Source organism: Clostridium sp. AM58-1XD (assembly GCF_003464085.1).
Classification (GTDB): domain Bacteria; phylum Bacillota; class Clostridia; order Lachnospirales; family Lachnospiraceae; genus Lachnoclostridium_A.
In genome coordinates, this window is sequence record NZ_QSDR01000001.1 from 104,837 (window position 1) to 119,656 (window position 14,820).

At 47.3% G+C, this 14,820-nt stretch carries 12 protein-coding genes and 1 pseudogene; 11 read left to right on the top strand and 2 right to left on the bottom strand.

From position 1 onward, the window contains the following. Positions 1 to 451 precede the first annotated feature (451 nt). The 5 genes from DXA13_RS00480 to DXA13_RS00500 all read left to right on the top strand — a co-directional run bounded on the left by DXA13_RS00480 (position 452) and on the right by DXA13_RS00500 (position 5,306). Positions 452 to 1,699 carry a dicarboxylate/amino acid:cation symporter gene (locus DXA13_RS00480; protein ID WP_118241212.1) on the top strand — a complete coding sequence of 416 codons (1,248 nt, stop codon included), beginning with the start codon at positions 452 to 454 and terminating at the stop codon, positions 1,697 to 1,699. A 68-nt stretch (positions 1,700 to 1,767) separates the two neighbouring features. Beyond that, positions 1,768 to 3,006 carry a M20 family metallopeptidase gene (locus tag DXA13_RS00485; protein WP_118241213.1) on the top strand — a complete coding sequence of 413 codons (1,239 nt, stop codon included), beginning with the start codon at positions 1,768 to 1,770 and terminating at the stop codon, positions 3,004 to 3,006. 4 nt (positions 3,007 to 3,010) lie between these two features. Beyond that, positions 3,011 to 4,072, top strand: a complete 1,062-nt coding sequence (locus tag DXA13_RS00490; protein ID WP_243008900.1) for a glutamate cyclase domain-containing protein — start codon at positions 3,011 to 3,013, stop codon at positions 4,070 to 4,072. Positions 4,073 to 4,123: 51 nt separating this feature from the next. Beyond that, complete coding sequence (locus DXA13_RS00495; protein ID WP_118241214.1) at positions 4,124 to 4,507, top strand: RidA family protein; 384 nt, start codon at positions 4,124 to 4,126, stop codon at positions 4,505 to 4,507. A gap of 133 nt (positions 4,508 to 4,640) precedes the next feature. Further along, on the top strand, positions 4,641 to 5,306 hold the full coding sequence (locus DXA13_RS00500; protein WP_243008901.1) for a helix-turn-helix transcriptional regulator: 666 nt from the start codon (positions 4,641 to 4,643) through the stop codon (positions 5,304 to 5,306). A gap of 274 nt (positions 5,307 to 5,580) precedes the next feature. On the opposite strand, the gene DXA13_RS00505 is transcribed toward DXA13_RS00500, so the two are convergent. Both DXA13_RS00505 and DXA13_RS00510 read right to left on the bottom strand, forming a co-directional pair. Next, a complete protein-coding gene (locus DXA13_RS00505) occupies positions 5,581 to 6,438 on the bottom strand; it encodes a hypothetical protein (RefSeq protein ID WP_118241215.1) in 858 nt (285 codons plus the stop codon). A gap of 128 nt (positions 6,439 to 6,566) precedes the next feature. Further along, positions 6,567 to 8,045 (bottom strand): DUF1846 domain-containing protein, encoded by a 1,479-nt coding sequence (locus DXA13_RS00510; RefSeq protein WP_118241216.1) that lies wholly within the window; start codon positions 8,043 to 8,045, stop codon positions 6,567 to 6,569. A 191-nt stretch (positions 8,046 to 8,236) separates the two neighbouring features. Between DXA13_RS00510 and DXA13_RS00515 the strand changes: the two genes are divergently transcribed. The 6 genes and pseudogenes from DXA13_RS00515 to hprK all read left to right on the top strand — a co-directional run bounded on the left by DXA13_RS00515 (position 8,237) and on the right by hprK (position 14,804). Beyond that, positions 8,237 to 8,929 carry a DNA alkylation repair protein gene (locus tag DXA13_RS00515; protein WP_243008902.1) on the top strand — a complete coding sequence of 231 codons (693 nt, stop codon included), beginning with the start codon at positions 8,237 to 8,239 and terminating at the stop codon, positions 8,927 to 8,929. Between the two features lie 16 nt (positions 8,930 to 8,945). Beyond that, positions 8,946 to 9,836: a methionyl aminopeptidase gene (locus tag DXA13_RS00520; RefSeq protein WP_118241218.1), complete on the top strand. Its 891-nt coding sequence runs from the start codon at positions 8,946 to 8,948 to the stop codon at positions 9,834 to 9,836. Positions 9,837 to 9,864: 28 nt separating this feature from the next. Continuing rightward, on the top strand, positions 9,865 to 11,289 hold the full coding sequence (locus DXA13_RS00525; RefSeq protein WP_118241219.1) for a putative glycoside hydrolase: 1,425 nt from the start codon (positions 9,865 to 9,867) through the stop codon (positions 11,287 to 11,289). A gap of 100 nt (positions 11,290 to 11,389) precedes the next feature. Next, positions 11,390 to 11,911: a DUF1653 domain-containing protein gene (locus DXA13_RS00530; protein WP_118241220.1), complete on the top strand. Its 522-nt coding sequence runs from the start codon at positions 11,390 to 11,392 to the stop codon at positions 11,909 to 11,911. Positions 11,912 to 11,915: 4 nt separating this feature from the next. Continuing rightward, positions 11,916 to 13,771: pseudogene (gene uvrC, locus DXA13_RS00535) on the top strand (excinuclease ABC subunit UvrC). Positions 13,772 to 13,874: 103 nt separating this feature from the next. Further along, entirely contained in the window at positions 13,875 to 14,804 is a 930-nt protein-coding gene (hprK, locus tag DXA13_RS00540) for an HPr(Ser) kinase/phosphatase (RefSeq protein ID WP_118241221.1), read from the top strand. Positions 14,805 to 14,820 lie beyond the last annotated feature (16 nt).

A 14,820-nucleotide genomic window follows, 5' to 3' on the forward strand; every position in this document is an offset into this window, starting at 1 on the left:
TTTTTCGGAAGAAATTCGTTTCACCATTTTTGTATGAGTCGAAGTATACTGGCCTGATTGATAAATGGAGGGCTCCAACCCGCCGTAAGAACAGGTTTGAGGAGCAATTTTGAGTGAAAACAGAAAAATATTCCGTTTTTCGGAAAAATATTCCGAAAAATAATTGACAATGGAGTGTGGATGAATTATGATAAAATTATAAAAAAGCACCAAAACGTTTTCCACCTACCACAGTTTTCAACGTTCTGCTGCTTTTCTATACGGCTGATCTATTGGCGCGCCGCAACACAATTTTATTTATGTATCATGCCGCTTCTGCACAATAAACCAATTTAATTATTACACAAATCCGAAAAAAATCAATAGGCAGTTTACACAAAATTGCGGAAGTATGACGATGCTTCTGATTCGGAGGTGTAATCCTTGTGAGTAAGGAGGGAATTTACTCGAGATGGAAAAAATGCGAAAGGGAAAACTTTCACTGGCAACACAGATTATCATTGCCACGATTGCCGGCGTTCTGTTCGGAGCGCTTGCAGGGCCGTGGTCTTCCAACCTCAAATTTATCGGAAGTATGTTTCTGCGTTTGATTCAAATGTCGGTCGTCCTTTTGATTATGTCCTCCATGGCTGCGGCCGTAGGCGGAACAGAGGCAAAAGAAGTGGGAAAGATGAGCGTACATACATTTAAATGGATCATTATTTTTACCGTTATTTCCGCTTTTTTAGGCGTAGGTCTGGGTCTGATTATTCAGCCGGGAGCTGGAATTACAGTTGTGGAGGCCTCTGAAATATCGGATACCGTTCAGGCAGCCTCTCTGCAGGATACACTTGTAAATCTGATTCCGACGAATGTGATTACTTCCATGGCTAATGGGGATATGGTACCATGTATGGTCTTTGCCATCCTGTTCGGACTGGGGGCGGGAGCCTATGCGAAGCAGAGTGGAAATCAGGTCATAGTAGACGTAATCAAAGGCATAAATGCCAGCATTATCAATATTATTGCCATGGTCATGAAGCTTGCTCCGATTGGCATCTTCTGTCTTCTGGCAGACGTAGCCGGCGCCATCGGATTTAAAATTCTGATTCCTGTTATTAAGTTTCTGGGAGCCATGTTTATAGGAGACGTGATTATGTTCCTGCTTTTCGCCCCGTTTACAGCGGCGCTCTGCAAGGTAAACGTATTAAAGATGCCTAAGAAATTTTACAAGCTTTCCATGCTGGCGCTCACTACGACTTCATCGGCGATCTGCCTTCCGGTAAAGATCGAGGATGAAGTGACAAAGTTCGGCGTTAGCAGAAGAGTTGCTGATTTTACAGGTCCGATTACGATGTCTATGAATGCATGCGGAGCTGCGATGTGCTATGTACTTGTGATCCTGTTTCTGAGCCAGTCCACAGGCGTAACACTTTCCGCTTACCAGTTCTTTATGGCTGTATTCCTTTCCTGCCTCATGGCGACCGGCAACATCGGCGTTCCGGGAGGAACCGTCGTGACATTTACCTTTCTGGCCGCTTCCATGGGACTTCCGGTGGGAGGAATCGCGCTGCTGATCGGCATAGACTGGTTTACCGGCATGTTCCGGACAATTATGAACAATGATATCGACGTCCTGGTAGGAATGCTCGTATCCGATAAACTGGGAGAGTTCGACAGGGACGTATATAATGACAAGAAAGTTGTGGAGTATAATTAAATATAAAAGGAACTGGACAAGAGAGTCCGGAAAATGAACGTTTAGGACAAGAGAGGAGAACAGAGAAGATGACAGATAGAGAGCAAAAAGTACTGGATTTCATTGATGAGAAAGAAGTAATTGAATTTGCCCAGGCACTGATCAGGGCGAGGAGCGATAACCCGCCGGGAGATACGAGAGAGGCCGCTCAGGTATGCAAGAAGAAATTCGAAGAATACGGGATTGAAGCAGAGGTTTTTACGGCTCCGGACAGCGAGGTGTCTATTCTCTATCCGGACACGGACAATTCCAAGGTTCAGAGCGTGATTGCCACGATAAAAGGAGAAGAAGGGCCGACACTTTTAATGAATGCCCACATCGATACAGTACGGGCAGGGAACCTGGAAGAATGGAAGTATGATCCCTTTTCCGCAACGATTGAAGACGGATATATCTACGGCAGAGGGGCCGGTGATGACAAGGGAGCCGTGCTGACTCAGGTACTGGCGGCCTGCGCCATTAAAAAAGCGGGAATTGAGCTGAAAGGAACGCTGCAGATCAATCCTGTTGCCGATGAGGAAGCTAATGCTGTAAGGGGAACCCACTGGCTCAGGAAAGCTGGTTATCTGAATCCTGATATTTTGATTATAGGGGAACAGACAGACAATAAGATCGCTCTTGGAGAGCGCCTCCCATGCCAGATTAAAGTTCACATCAAGGGAAGAGCCTGCCATGGCGCCATGCCATGGAATGGCGTCAACGCTACGGTGATTGCATCTGATTTTATCCAGCTGATAAAGGAGGAACTGTGGCCGGAGGCAGAAAAGATTAAGAAACCGTATTTTCCGCCGGTTACGATTTCCCCTACAAAGATCGAAGGAGGAATCCAGACGAACATTATTCCGGAAAACTGTACGCTGTCCATTGACTGCCGACTGGTGCCGGAGATGCCGCTGGATTATGTAATAGGAAGATTTGACGAGCTGCTGAAGAAGCTGTGCGAAAGGGGGCCTGCTTTTGAATGGACCTTCGGAAATGATTCGACGCTGGACAGCGACGGAATCTATACAGAGCCGGACAGCCCGCTGATTAAAACCATGCTGAATGCGGTCGAAGAGGTGACGGGGGAAACGACAGATCCGATCTGCTATATGCAGGGAAGCGATGCAGAACAGTTTGCCCGCCTTGGAATTCCGATCGCCATCTTCGGGCCCAGCGACCCGAGCGTAGGACATTCTCCAAATGAAAGGGTATCGATCCGGCAGCTCGTGGAGGGAACGAAGATTCTCGCAGTGACCATTCTGCGCTTATTAGGCGGGGAGGAGTAGGCGGATGAAAGCAAAGGAATATTACAGGATGAACATGGGAGAAAATCTGGATGCGCTGATGAATCTGGACCCGTCCTGCCTCGGCATCAACCGGGCGATTTATCCTGGAGCGAGAGACTACGAGAAGGGCCCGCTGGCGATGAGCTGCGCCCAATATCTGGTGGATACTGTAAAGCCTGGCGATACGGTATTAATCATGTGCGGATTCGTACTCAAGAATCAGAAACGGGCAGAGATGGACGGTTTTACAGGAGCCCTGGTGATGGCCAGGGCATTGTCAAAAGGTCTGGGGGCGAAGCCTGTCATAATCACCCCGCGGGAGTCGGAAGAGGCCGTGAAGCACTGCGCTTATGCTGTTGGAATGCATTATGTGGAATCTGTTGGACTGCTCAGGGAGAGGGATTTTTCGGTAACCGGATATTCCATATCGAGAGATGCAAGAGAGGCCCGGGCACAGGCAGAACAGATTCTGAAAGAGACGAATCCCGGGGCTGTGATTACCATGGAAGTCGCCTCTGCCAATGAAAAAGGAGTTTACCATATGGCCGTCGGGTGGGATGTGACGGAGATCGAGGCAAAAATGGACGAGCTGTTTTTCCTGGCAAAGGAACGTGGGATCCCCACATGCTCGATCGGTGACTGCGGCAATGAATTGGGAATGGGTGCGATCGGACCGTATATAAAAGAACATGTACCTGGCGCAGGAGCAGGCGGATGTTACTGCGACTGCCGCGAAGGCGCAGCTTCTGCTACAGCAGCAGACCATATTATCATTGCAAAGACGGCGGACTGGGGCTGCTATGCGCTGGCGGCGGCTCTGGCGTATCTGCTTGAAAATATGCGGGTCATGCACGACGGCGAAATGCAGAAAGAGCTGATGAAGGCGGCTTCCAGAAATGGGCTGGTCACCACGGACGGTTCCCTGACGCCGGCCATAGACGGGTATGGCATAGAAATCAACGTCATGATCGTAGAACTGATGCGCGCATGCGTCAGAGAGGGGCTGTCTTCAGAAGAACCTCTTTGGGTGAAAAAATACGTGGAAGCAGGAATTCTGACAGAATAGTAAAGTAATAAGATACAAAAATTATAATATATGAAACAGGAGGAACTATTTATGGAAAAGAAGATAATCAATGCAGCAGGTGCACCTAAGGCAGTGGGACCGTACTCCCAGGCAGTCGTATACAACGGGCTTGTATACACGTCCGGTACGATGCCACTTGATCCCAGGACGGGGGCCGTTGCAGACGGAGGAATTGAAGGCCAGGCCAGGCAGGCGCTGGAAAATCTGGGCGCCGTTTTAGCAGAGGCGGGGTCTTCTTTTGAGAAGGTTTTGAAGACAACGGTCTTTATTAAAAACATGGATGACTTTGCTGTAGTGAACGGGATTTATGCCGAATATTTTAACGGAGAATGCCCGGCCAGGTCCTGTGTAGAAGTGGCTCGTCTGCCAAAGGATATCCTGTTTGAAATCGAGTGTATAGCCGTCTGCGGATAACCTGAAGGGATTGGCAGCCATTGCCATTTATTTCCGGGTATGATAAAATATGTAGGATGATGCTGGGGGAAATATAATTTGACCCCAGTATCATACGGTTTGATATTTAGAAAATGAACAGGGAGTACTGTCAATGATGGATTATGATATTAAAAAAAATATGCCTTATCTGGAACGGATTGTTGATATGCTGGAACAGCATTTGGGAAAGCAGAGTGAGATTGTGGTTCATGATTTAACAAAAGGTGTGGAAAGTACCATTATTGACATACGAAACGGTGATATAACCGGCAGAACCATCGGTGGCTGCGGAAGCAATCTGGGCCTGGAAATGCTGAAGGGAACGACGGAAAACGGTGACAGGTTCAACTATGTGACAAAGCTTAAAAACGGCAGGATTCTCAGATCCTCAACCATGTATTTTCGTAATGGAGAGGGACAGGTGGCGGCAAGCCTCTGTGTCAACACGGATATTACGGAATCGGTCAGGCTGGAAAATTATCTGAAGGAAATCAACCATTATGAAGAAGAAGGCGGAGAATCAGAAGTGCTGGTGAATGATGTCGGCCAGCTTCTGGAGTATTATCTGCAGCGCGGCCAGGAAGTAATCGGAAAAGTTCCAGAAGATATGAGCAAGGAAGATAAGTTTGAGTTCATTAAATACCTGGACAGCAAAGGCGCCTTTCTGATCGCTAAGTCAGGGGAGAAAGTACAGGAATTTTTAAATATTTCTAAATATTTGATGTATAAATACCTGGATATGATCCGGGAAGAAGACCACCAGACAGAAGAAACGTAGGATAGGAGAGCAGAGCTAAGAAGAGCAGGGCAGAGGAGGAAGAAAAAACAAATTCAGCCATACCACAGATACCATTCCAAGGCAGTGACAAAGTCACAAGGTCTGATATCTGAGGCATGGCTATTTTTCCCCAGCACTTTCTGCCTGATTCTGCTTTTGCAGCGTATTTTTTATTCCGCTCGAACCGAGCTCCATAAAAACATACGGGAACCGCCTTGACCATAAAGTCAAGGCATAGCGAATAGTACCGCGCTTTTCCTGCGCGGTACTATTTTTAATCAGTCGTTTCCGGGTAGAGGAAATAGTCGCGAAAATACATGATTTCTCCGTTGTCTGTCATATAATCGCCATAAACGTAAGTGTTTTTGCAGCCGCCTTGATCCAGAACCGCCTGTTTGAGGATTTCCATATTTAAATGTTCCGTGTTTACATCGAATTCTTCTACAGACTGGCCGGAGTAATCGATCTCCATAAACAGATTGACTGAATAATCATTGTCATTATAGCTGGTTTGGCGTCCACCGTTTTCCGGTCGGCAAATGCCCCAGAGCGTTGTGCGAATGTCCGTGACGCGGTCATGAAAAAGTCCGGTGTGATTATAGGCGGCACTCAGAACGCCATAATCATCGTAAAGCACGGCTATGTTGCCAAAAAATGGCTTCTTGTAACCTTGAACAGCAAATACATGTCCGCCTTCATCTGCTGCAGATACCTCTATTTCACTCCAGTCGAATGCCATATACCGAAACATGTTTTCCAGGCCTGTGAGCTGCTCGTTTTGCGCCTGGGCAGATATCAGGCGGAATCCGTGACCGCCATATTTGTGTTCCAGATAATTTAAAACAGCCTTTTCTTCACGAGAAGTCAAAGCTCTTGTTCCGGAACCGATGACAAGCAGGCATGGTATAGAAACATCTGCAGCCAGAATAACTAAAATAAGAGCGGTCAGTATATTTCTTTTTTGCTTGATTCTGAAAATTATGATGAATATGATCAAAAGAGCTGCCGCCGCAATTAGATAACCTGCATTTCCAAGGATAGCGGACAGAGATATGGCCAGAAAAATCAGCGCCAGCAGGATCAGCACGGTCAACTCGACAGCCTTTTTCATGGTATCGTGGGTGTCAGCCATTCTTATACCCTTCTTTCTGAATGATCTGCTGCCGGAAAAAGCAATTGCCCCCAATACCGATTATGTGACTCGGCAGCTGCCTCGAGACGGAATCTGGTATTGGGGGCTTTTTCTGTGCTCGGCAGTTTTTAATAGAGCATATGCCTGTGCTCAAAGATCGGCTCGGATGTCAGATCGACGCCCAGCTTTTTGAAGACTTTAATATCCACGTCAGAGAGCATGACAGATGTATGAACCTGGCAGCCTCTCAGCTTTGGAAGCTGGTCCAGGGCGATCTGTGCATTTTTATCGGTCGCTGCACACATGGAAAGAGCAATCAGAACTTCATCTGTATGGAGGCGTGGATTTTTGCTTCCAAGGTAGTCCACCTTTAATTTCTGAATCGGCTCGATGGCAGAAGGTGCGATCAGGTGAACGTCGTGGTCAATATTGCCCAGCTTTTTAACGGCGTTCAGCACAAGAGCGGCAGAGGCGCCCAGAAGGTTGGAAGTCTTTCCGGTGATAATGGTTCCGTCCGGAAGTTCCATAGCGGCAGCAGGAGCGGAAATGCTTTCGGAACGATTGATCGCCGCTGCGACAACATTTCTCATATCTACAGCAATTTTTGCCTGCTTCATGATGAGCTCGATCTTATATACCTCGTCTTTGCTTCCGAGTTCGCGTGCCATGCGGTTTAATGCCTGATAATAGCGGCGGATGATTTCCTGGCAGGAAGCTTCCCGGCATGCTTCGTCGTCAATGATGCAGTTTCCGGCCATGTTAACACCCATGTCAGTAGGCGACTTGTAAGGACTTTCTCCGTAAATGCCCTCGAAAATAGCGTTCAGTACGGGGAAGATTTCCACGTCTCTGTTGTAATTCACAGTTGTTACCCCGTACGCTTCCAGGTGGAAGGGGTCGATCATATTTACGTCGTTCAAATCGGCAGTGGCAGCCTCGTACGCCAGATTAACCGGATGCTTTAATGGAATATTCCAGATCGGGAAGGTCTCAAATTTCGCATAACCAGCCTTGATTCCACGCTTGTTTTCGTGATACAGCTGGGAAAGACATGTGGCCATCTTTCCGCTCCCAGGTCCAGGAGCCGTGATGATTACAAGAGGCTTTGTTGTTTCTATATAATCATTTTTTCCATATCCATCGTCGCTGACAATCAGAGAGATGTTATTCGGATAACCGTCGATGATGTGATGGCGGTAAACACGGATTCCCATCTTCTCCAACTTTGACTTAAAGATATCAGCAGCCGGCTGGTTCGCATACTGAGTGATGACGACGCTTCCGACATAAAGCCCTTTTTCGCGGTAAACCTGAATCAGGCGGAGCACGTCCACATCGTATGTGATTCCCAGATCATAGCGCACCTTATTTTTTTCGATATCGGCCGCATTGATGGCGATGATAATCTCTGCCTGGTCGGCCAGCTGCAGAAGCATGCGCAGTTTGCTGTCGGGAGCGAACCCCGGAAGCACTCTGGATGCATGGTAATCATCGAACAGTTTTCCGCCGAATTCCAGGTACAGTTTATCCCCGAACTGGCCAATCCGCTCCATGATATGCTCGGACTGAGTCTTCAGGTATTTTTCATTATCGAATCCAATTCGCATAATAAGCCTCCATGTAATAATCTTCTGTTTAAAAAATAAAACTATAAACCCATAATAGAGTATTCTATCATAAATTTCCGGGAAATCCAAAAAAAAATACAGAAATTTTGAAAATTATGAAAAATGTGATATACTGGACGAAAAGTGGGAAGAGATTATATGAAAATTGTCGAAAATGGGAGGATTGTGGAGTGACGGTGAGAGAAGAGCTGTTAAAGCTGGCAGATGAGAATTTCAAAAACTTCCACAGCGGACTGATTCCAGGCAATGAGAGTCCGGTCATCGGTGTACGTATGCCTTTACTGAAAAAAAAGGCGAAGGAGCTGGCAAGAGGGGACTGGAGGCAGTACCTTCTTCAGGGGCATGAAGATTACTATGAAGAGATCATGCTGAAGGGACTGGTAATCGGGACGGCAGCGATGGATGTGGACGAACGGTTTTCTCATATCAGGTGGTTTATACCTAAAATCAGGAACTGGGCTGTCTGTGACTGTTTCTGCGGAAGTCTGAAATTTACAAGGAAATATAAAAAAGAAGTATGGGATTTTCTGAAACCGTACTTGGAAAGCGGGGAAGAATATAAAATCCGCTTTGGTGTAGTAATGCTTCTGGATTACTTTGCCGATGAGGAATACGCAGAACAGGCGTTCCGATATTTTGACAGAATCACTCATGAGGCGTATTATGTAAGAATGGCAGTTGCGTGGGCGGTCTCCTTCTTTTTCATAAAAGTGCCGGATCAGACTATGGCGTATCTCAGGAAGAACAGCCTGGATGACTGGACATACAACAAGGCGCTTCAGAAGATTACAGAGTCATTTCGTGTGGATCAAGAGACGAAAATGGTGATCCGCGGTATGAAACGAAGGAATGTAATCGTATAAATAAAGAAAAAGCGAAATGAAGAAATACAGGAACGATTCACGTAACTGTAAGAAACAGCTGCGAAAAAGTGATGAAACTGGAATAGGATGGTATAAAAAATTGGAACTGGATGAAAAATTACAGTATTACAGAAAAAGAAGGAAGATTGTGCCTTCCAGAAAAATGATCAAGACGCCGGAGCAGATCGAAGGAATACGCAGGGCAGGAAAGGTCAATACGGAGATACTGGACGAGGTGGACAAAATCATGAAAGCGGGCGTATCCACAGAAGATATCAACCGTCTTGTACATGAGGCCACAGCAAAGAGGGGAGGAATTCCCGCTCCTCTTGGCTTTGAAGGATACCCCAAAAGCGTATGTACGTCGGTAAACGATGTAATCTGCCATGGGATTCCGTCAAAGGAACAGATTTTGAAAGACGGAGATATTATCAATGTGGATGTGACGACGATCGTGGACGGATATTATGCGGACGCTTCTAGGATGTACTGCATTGGCCGCGTGCCGGAAGAGGCAGACCGGCTTGTGCGTGTGGCAAAGGAGTGTCTGGATTTAAGCCTATCCGAAGTGAAGCCGGAAAGCTGTCTGGGCGACATCGGAGCCGTGATCTACGCACATGCCCGTTCCAATGGATTTTCAGTTGTAGAGGATATCTGTGGCCATGGCGTAGGTGTGGATTTCCATGAAAAGCCATACGTGTGCCATGTAGGAAAGCGGAATACGGGAATGATGATGTTTCCAGGGATGATTTTCACCATAGAACCGATGATTAATGCGGGACGAATGGACTGGTTTGTGGATGAAAAGGATGGCTGGACGATTTACACGGACGACGGAAGTCTCTCCGCACAGTGGGAGTATACGATTCTGGTGACAGAGGATGGATATGAAATTCTGACCAGATAAAAACGCATGACTCGGAAAGGGTAAGACGATGAAAAAATGGCTATTGGCGGGTGTCTGTCTCCTGGCTCTTGCAGGATGCAGCAGGCATGAACCGATGAATGACATCACGACACCGGCCCCAATCGTAATTAAAGAAAAGGACGAAGAAGGAAGCATGGGAGAAACGGAGGCTCATCCGGAAAGCGAAAATGCTCCTGCAACAGAAGCTGCCAGGGAAAAAATTCCCGTTAAGGTAAAGGGGATTTATCTGACTGCCAATGTCGCAGGATCAGAAGCGAGAATGGATGACATCATCAAAAGAATTGATGAGACCGAGATCAATGCGGTCGTGATCGATTTTAAGGATGACGGAGGCCGGATCACCTGCCAGGTCAATTCGCCTGTCGTCGATGAGATTGACGCCTGTCAGGTAGCTGTAAAGGATATGCCCGGGCTTATCCGCCGCCTGAAAGAACACGGAATCTATACAATTGCCCGCATTGTAGCCTTTCGCGACCCATATCTGGCGGAGAAGAAGCCGGACTGGTGCATGAAGCTTCCGGACGGCGCCATATTCAGAGACAGGAATGGTTTGGCATGGATCAATCCATATAAGAAAGAGGTATGGGATTATCTTGTAGAAGTCGGTTTAAAAGCGGCTGAAACAGGTTTTGATGAAGTACAGTTTGACTATATCCGGTTCTGCACGGAAAGAGGCGTAGGCGACGTGGTCTTTCATGAAGAGGATACAAAAGGAAGAAGCAAGACGGATGTGATTACGGAGTTTGCTGCATATGCATATGAAAAGCTTTCGGAAAGGAATGTATTTGTAGCAGCCGACGTATTCGGCGGGATTATCTCCAGCCGCCAGGACGCGGAAGCAGTGGGACAGATTTACGGAGATATGGCCGGAAACCTGGATTACATCTGTCCGATGATCTACCCGTCCCATTACAGCGACGGATATTTCGGTATTGACCACCCGGATATGGATCCATACGGTACGATTAAGGCTGCTTTGAAGGGATCGTCTTCCGAGCTCAGAAAATACAGGATGAACGGAGTCCGCCAGGCGTCTGTCCGTCCATGGCTTCAGGACTTCACTGCTTCTTATCTGGAACACTACATTCCATATGGCCCGAAGGAAGTGAGAGAACAGATTCAGGCTGTGTATGATGCAGGATATGATGAATGGATTTTATGGAGCGCTTCCAGCAAGTATTCCTGGGAAGGATTAAAGACGCCGGAAGAGGCAGAGGAAGAAAGCAGGCGGATTGCAGAATCCAGGGCTGCGCTTTCGGAAGAAGAACGGGAAGAGGAAGGACTGACCGGAGGCGGGACGGAATTAACAGGGCCTGCTCCGGAACTTACGGGACTTCCCGAACTTCCGGAATACGTTGCTCCGGCCGGGCCTTCCGAATCGGAGGAAACAGAGACGGTAAACGTGATTATTCCTCAGATGCACATGGACTGACGCATGGGAAAAGGGTGGAAAGAGCTTAAGATTACAGAGAACACTCGTACATTTGGGGGAATGGAGTGAAGTCGACAGAATAAAAGGATGTGAGAATAAGTTGGAAAGAATACCGAAGCCGGGGGAATTTTATCGGCACTTTAAGAATAAGCTATACCAGGTCATGGCTGTGGCGGAACATACGGAAACAGGCGAGCAGCTTGTGATTTATCAGGCGCTTTACGGAGATTTCAGAATTTATGCGAGGCCGCTTTCCATGTTTGCAGGCGAGGTGGACAGGAAGAAATATCCTGCAGCTTCGCAGAAATACAGATTTGAAAAAGTGAATATGGAACAGAGTACGAGAGCAGAAGAAGAGCAGGAGAAAGACTGCGGGACAAATGCAGAGTCTCTGGAGGGAGATCCGTCGTTTCTGATGGATTTTCTGGACGCCGGGACATATGAAGAAAAGCTTTGTATTCTGAAGGAGCGCGGAGGACATGCTTCACAGGATCAGCTGGATATGATCTGTGAAGTTCTGGAAGTAACTGCAGGAAAGGATGGGGAACGGACATCTCTTGAAACAATACAGGGATATCTGGAAACTCAGATTCGGTACGACGGCAGCAGGCTCCGGAGGTGACAACGTGTTTAATATTGAAGAAGAACTGAAGAAACTTCCGACGCAGCCAGGCGTTTATCTGATGCATAATGCAAAGGATGAGATTATCTATGTAGGGAAAGCGATCAACCTGAAGAACCGGGTACGGCAGTATTTTCAAAGCAGCAGGAACAAGACGACGAAAATTGAACGGATGGTTTCTCATATTGCACGGTTTGAATATATTGTGACGGATTCGGAGCTGGAGGCTCTTGTTTTGGAATGCAATCTGATCAAAGAGCACAGGCCGAGATACAATACCATGCTGAAGGACGATAAGGCATATCCATACATTAAGGTAACCATCAGGAGGAATTTCCCAGGGTGTTGTTTTCCAGGGAAATGAAAAAGGATAAAAACAGATATTTCGGCCCTTATACGAGCGCTGGAGCGGTGAAGGATACGATCGATCTGATTCATAAGCTGTACAAACTGCGCACATGCAGCCGCGTGCTTCCAAGGGATACTGGAAAGGAAAGACCATGTCTGAATTACCATATCCATCAGTGCAGCGCTCCGTGCCAGGGATACATCAGCAAGGAAGAGTACGGAAAAAATGTCGGCGAAGCGCTGGAATTTCTGAACGGAAAATACGACGCCGTCCTGAAAAGCCTGGAGGAAAAGATGACGTCGTTTTCGGATGCCATGGATTTTGAAAAGGCAATCGAGTACAGAGACCTTTTAGAGAGTGTAAGAAAGGTGGCGCAGAAGCAGAAAATCACCAGCAGCGGAATGGAAGACAGGGACATCATTGCCATGTCACGTGATATGGAAGATGTGGTGGTACAGGTATTTTTTGTCCGGGAAGGAAAGCTGATCGGGAGGGAGCACTTTCACCTGAGAGCGGAGCTGGAAGAGGACAAATCTCAGATACTGACCAGCTTTGTAAAACAGTTTTATTCCGGTACGCCGTTCATTCCAAGAGAGCTGTGGACACAGGCGGAACTGAATGAAGAAGAGGTAATCGGCCAGTGGCTGTCAGCCAAAAGAGGGCAGAAGGTCAGGCTGGTGGTCCCCAAAAAGGGAGATAAGGAGCGGCTTGTAGAGCTGGCAGAGAGAAATGCTTCTCTTGTACTCATGCAGGATCGGGAACGGATTAAGAGAGAGGAAATGAGGACGACGGGAGCCGTTAAGCAGATCGAAGAACTTCTGGGGCTTTCCGGAATCGTCCGTATGGAAGCCTTTGACATTTCCAATATCAGCGGGTTTGATTCCGTCGGTTCCATGGTTGTCTATGAAAATGGGCGGCCGAAGAGAAATGATTACCGCAAGTTCAGAATTAAATGGGTAAAAGGGCCGAATGATTATGCCTCCATGCGGGAGGTTCTGCTGCGCCGGTTTAACCATGGGATGGAAGAAGCAAAGGTTCTGAGGGAGAAAGGTGTGGAAGAAGAGTGCGGCAGTTTTACCAGATTTCCGGATCTGATTATGATGGATGGAGGAAGGGGACAGGTTAACATCGCCCTGGAAGTGCTGGAAGAACTGAAGCTGAATATTCCCGTTTGCGGTATGGTAAAGGATGACAGTCACAGAACGAGAGGGCTTTACTATCAAAACGTAGAGATTCCTATTGACAGGCATTCGGAAGGATTCCGTTTGATTACCAGAATTCAGGATGAGGCACACCGCTTTGCAATTGAATATCACAGGAGTTTAAGAAGCAAGGGCCAGGTGAAATCCATTCTGGACGATATCGAGGGGATCGGGGATACGAGGAGAAAGGCACTCATGAAGCACTTTAAGTCCATTGAAGCCATAAAAGAAGCGGATGCAGAGGAACTGAAAAAGGCGCCTGGAATGAACGCCAGAGCGGCGGAAAGCGTTTACCGTTTTTTCCACTGACCGGTCTTTTGGGTAATGACAAGAGAGAACAGATATGGTACAATGACCGCAAAGGTCATTGTACCGGGAGAAATACAAACTCATATTAAAAGGAGAAAATTTTATGCATGGGGTTACGATAGCGGAATTAATCGATAAGATGCATCTCAGGAATGTTACGCCGGAGATCGATGCGGAGAAGACGGTTCTGACACATCCGGATGTCAATCGTCCGGCTCTTCAGCTGGCCGGATTTTTCGACCATTTTGACAATGAGAGAGTTCAGATCATCGGATATGTGGAGCAGGCATATATTAATCAGATGGATCATGATGTGAAAGTGAACAGATATGATCAGCTTCTGGCCAGCAAGGTTCCGTGTATCGTGTACAGCCGCGGCCAGATGCCAGACGAGGACATGATGGAGCTGTGCAACCATTATGGCGTACCATGCATGGTTTCTGAAGCAACGACGTCTGATCTCATGGCGGAAGTCATCCGGTGGCTGAAGGTGAAACTGGCTCCATGCATCAGCATTCACGGAGTTCTGGTGGACGTATTCGGAGAAGGCGTTCTGATCATGGGAGAAAGCGGCATCGGAAAGAGCGAGGCTGCGCTGGAACTGATTAAGAGGGGCCACCGTCTGGTTACCGACGATGTGGTGGAGATCAGAAAAGTCAGTGATGACACGCTCATCGGAAGCGCGCCGGATATTACGAGACATTTGATTGAACTGCGCGGTATTGGGATTATTGATGTAAAAGCGCTGTTTGGTGTAGAAAGCGTAAAGGATACACAGCAGATCGACATGGTCATTAAACTGGAAGAATGGGACAGGGACAAGGAATATGACAGGCTCGGTCTGGAAGACCAGTATACGGAATTCCTGGGCAATAAGGTGGTGTGCCACAACATTCCAATTCGTCCCGGCCGTAATCTTGCCATAATCGTAGAATCTGCATCTGTGAATTACAGACAGAAAAAGATGGGTTATAATGCGGCTCAGGAGCTTTATCGCAGAGTGCAGGAGAACCTGTCTAAAAAAGAATTTTAAAACAGGTAGAGGTTAT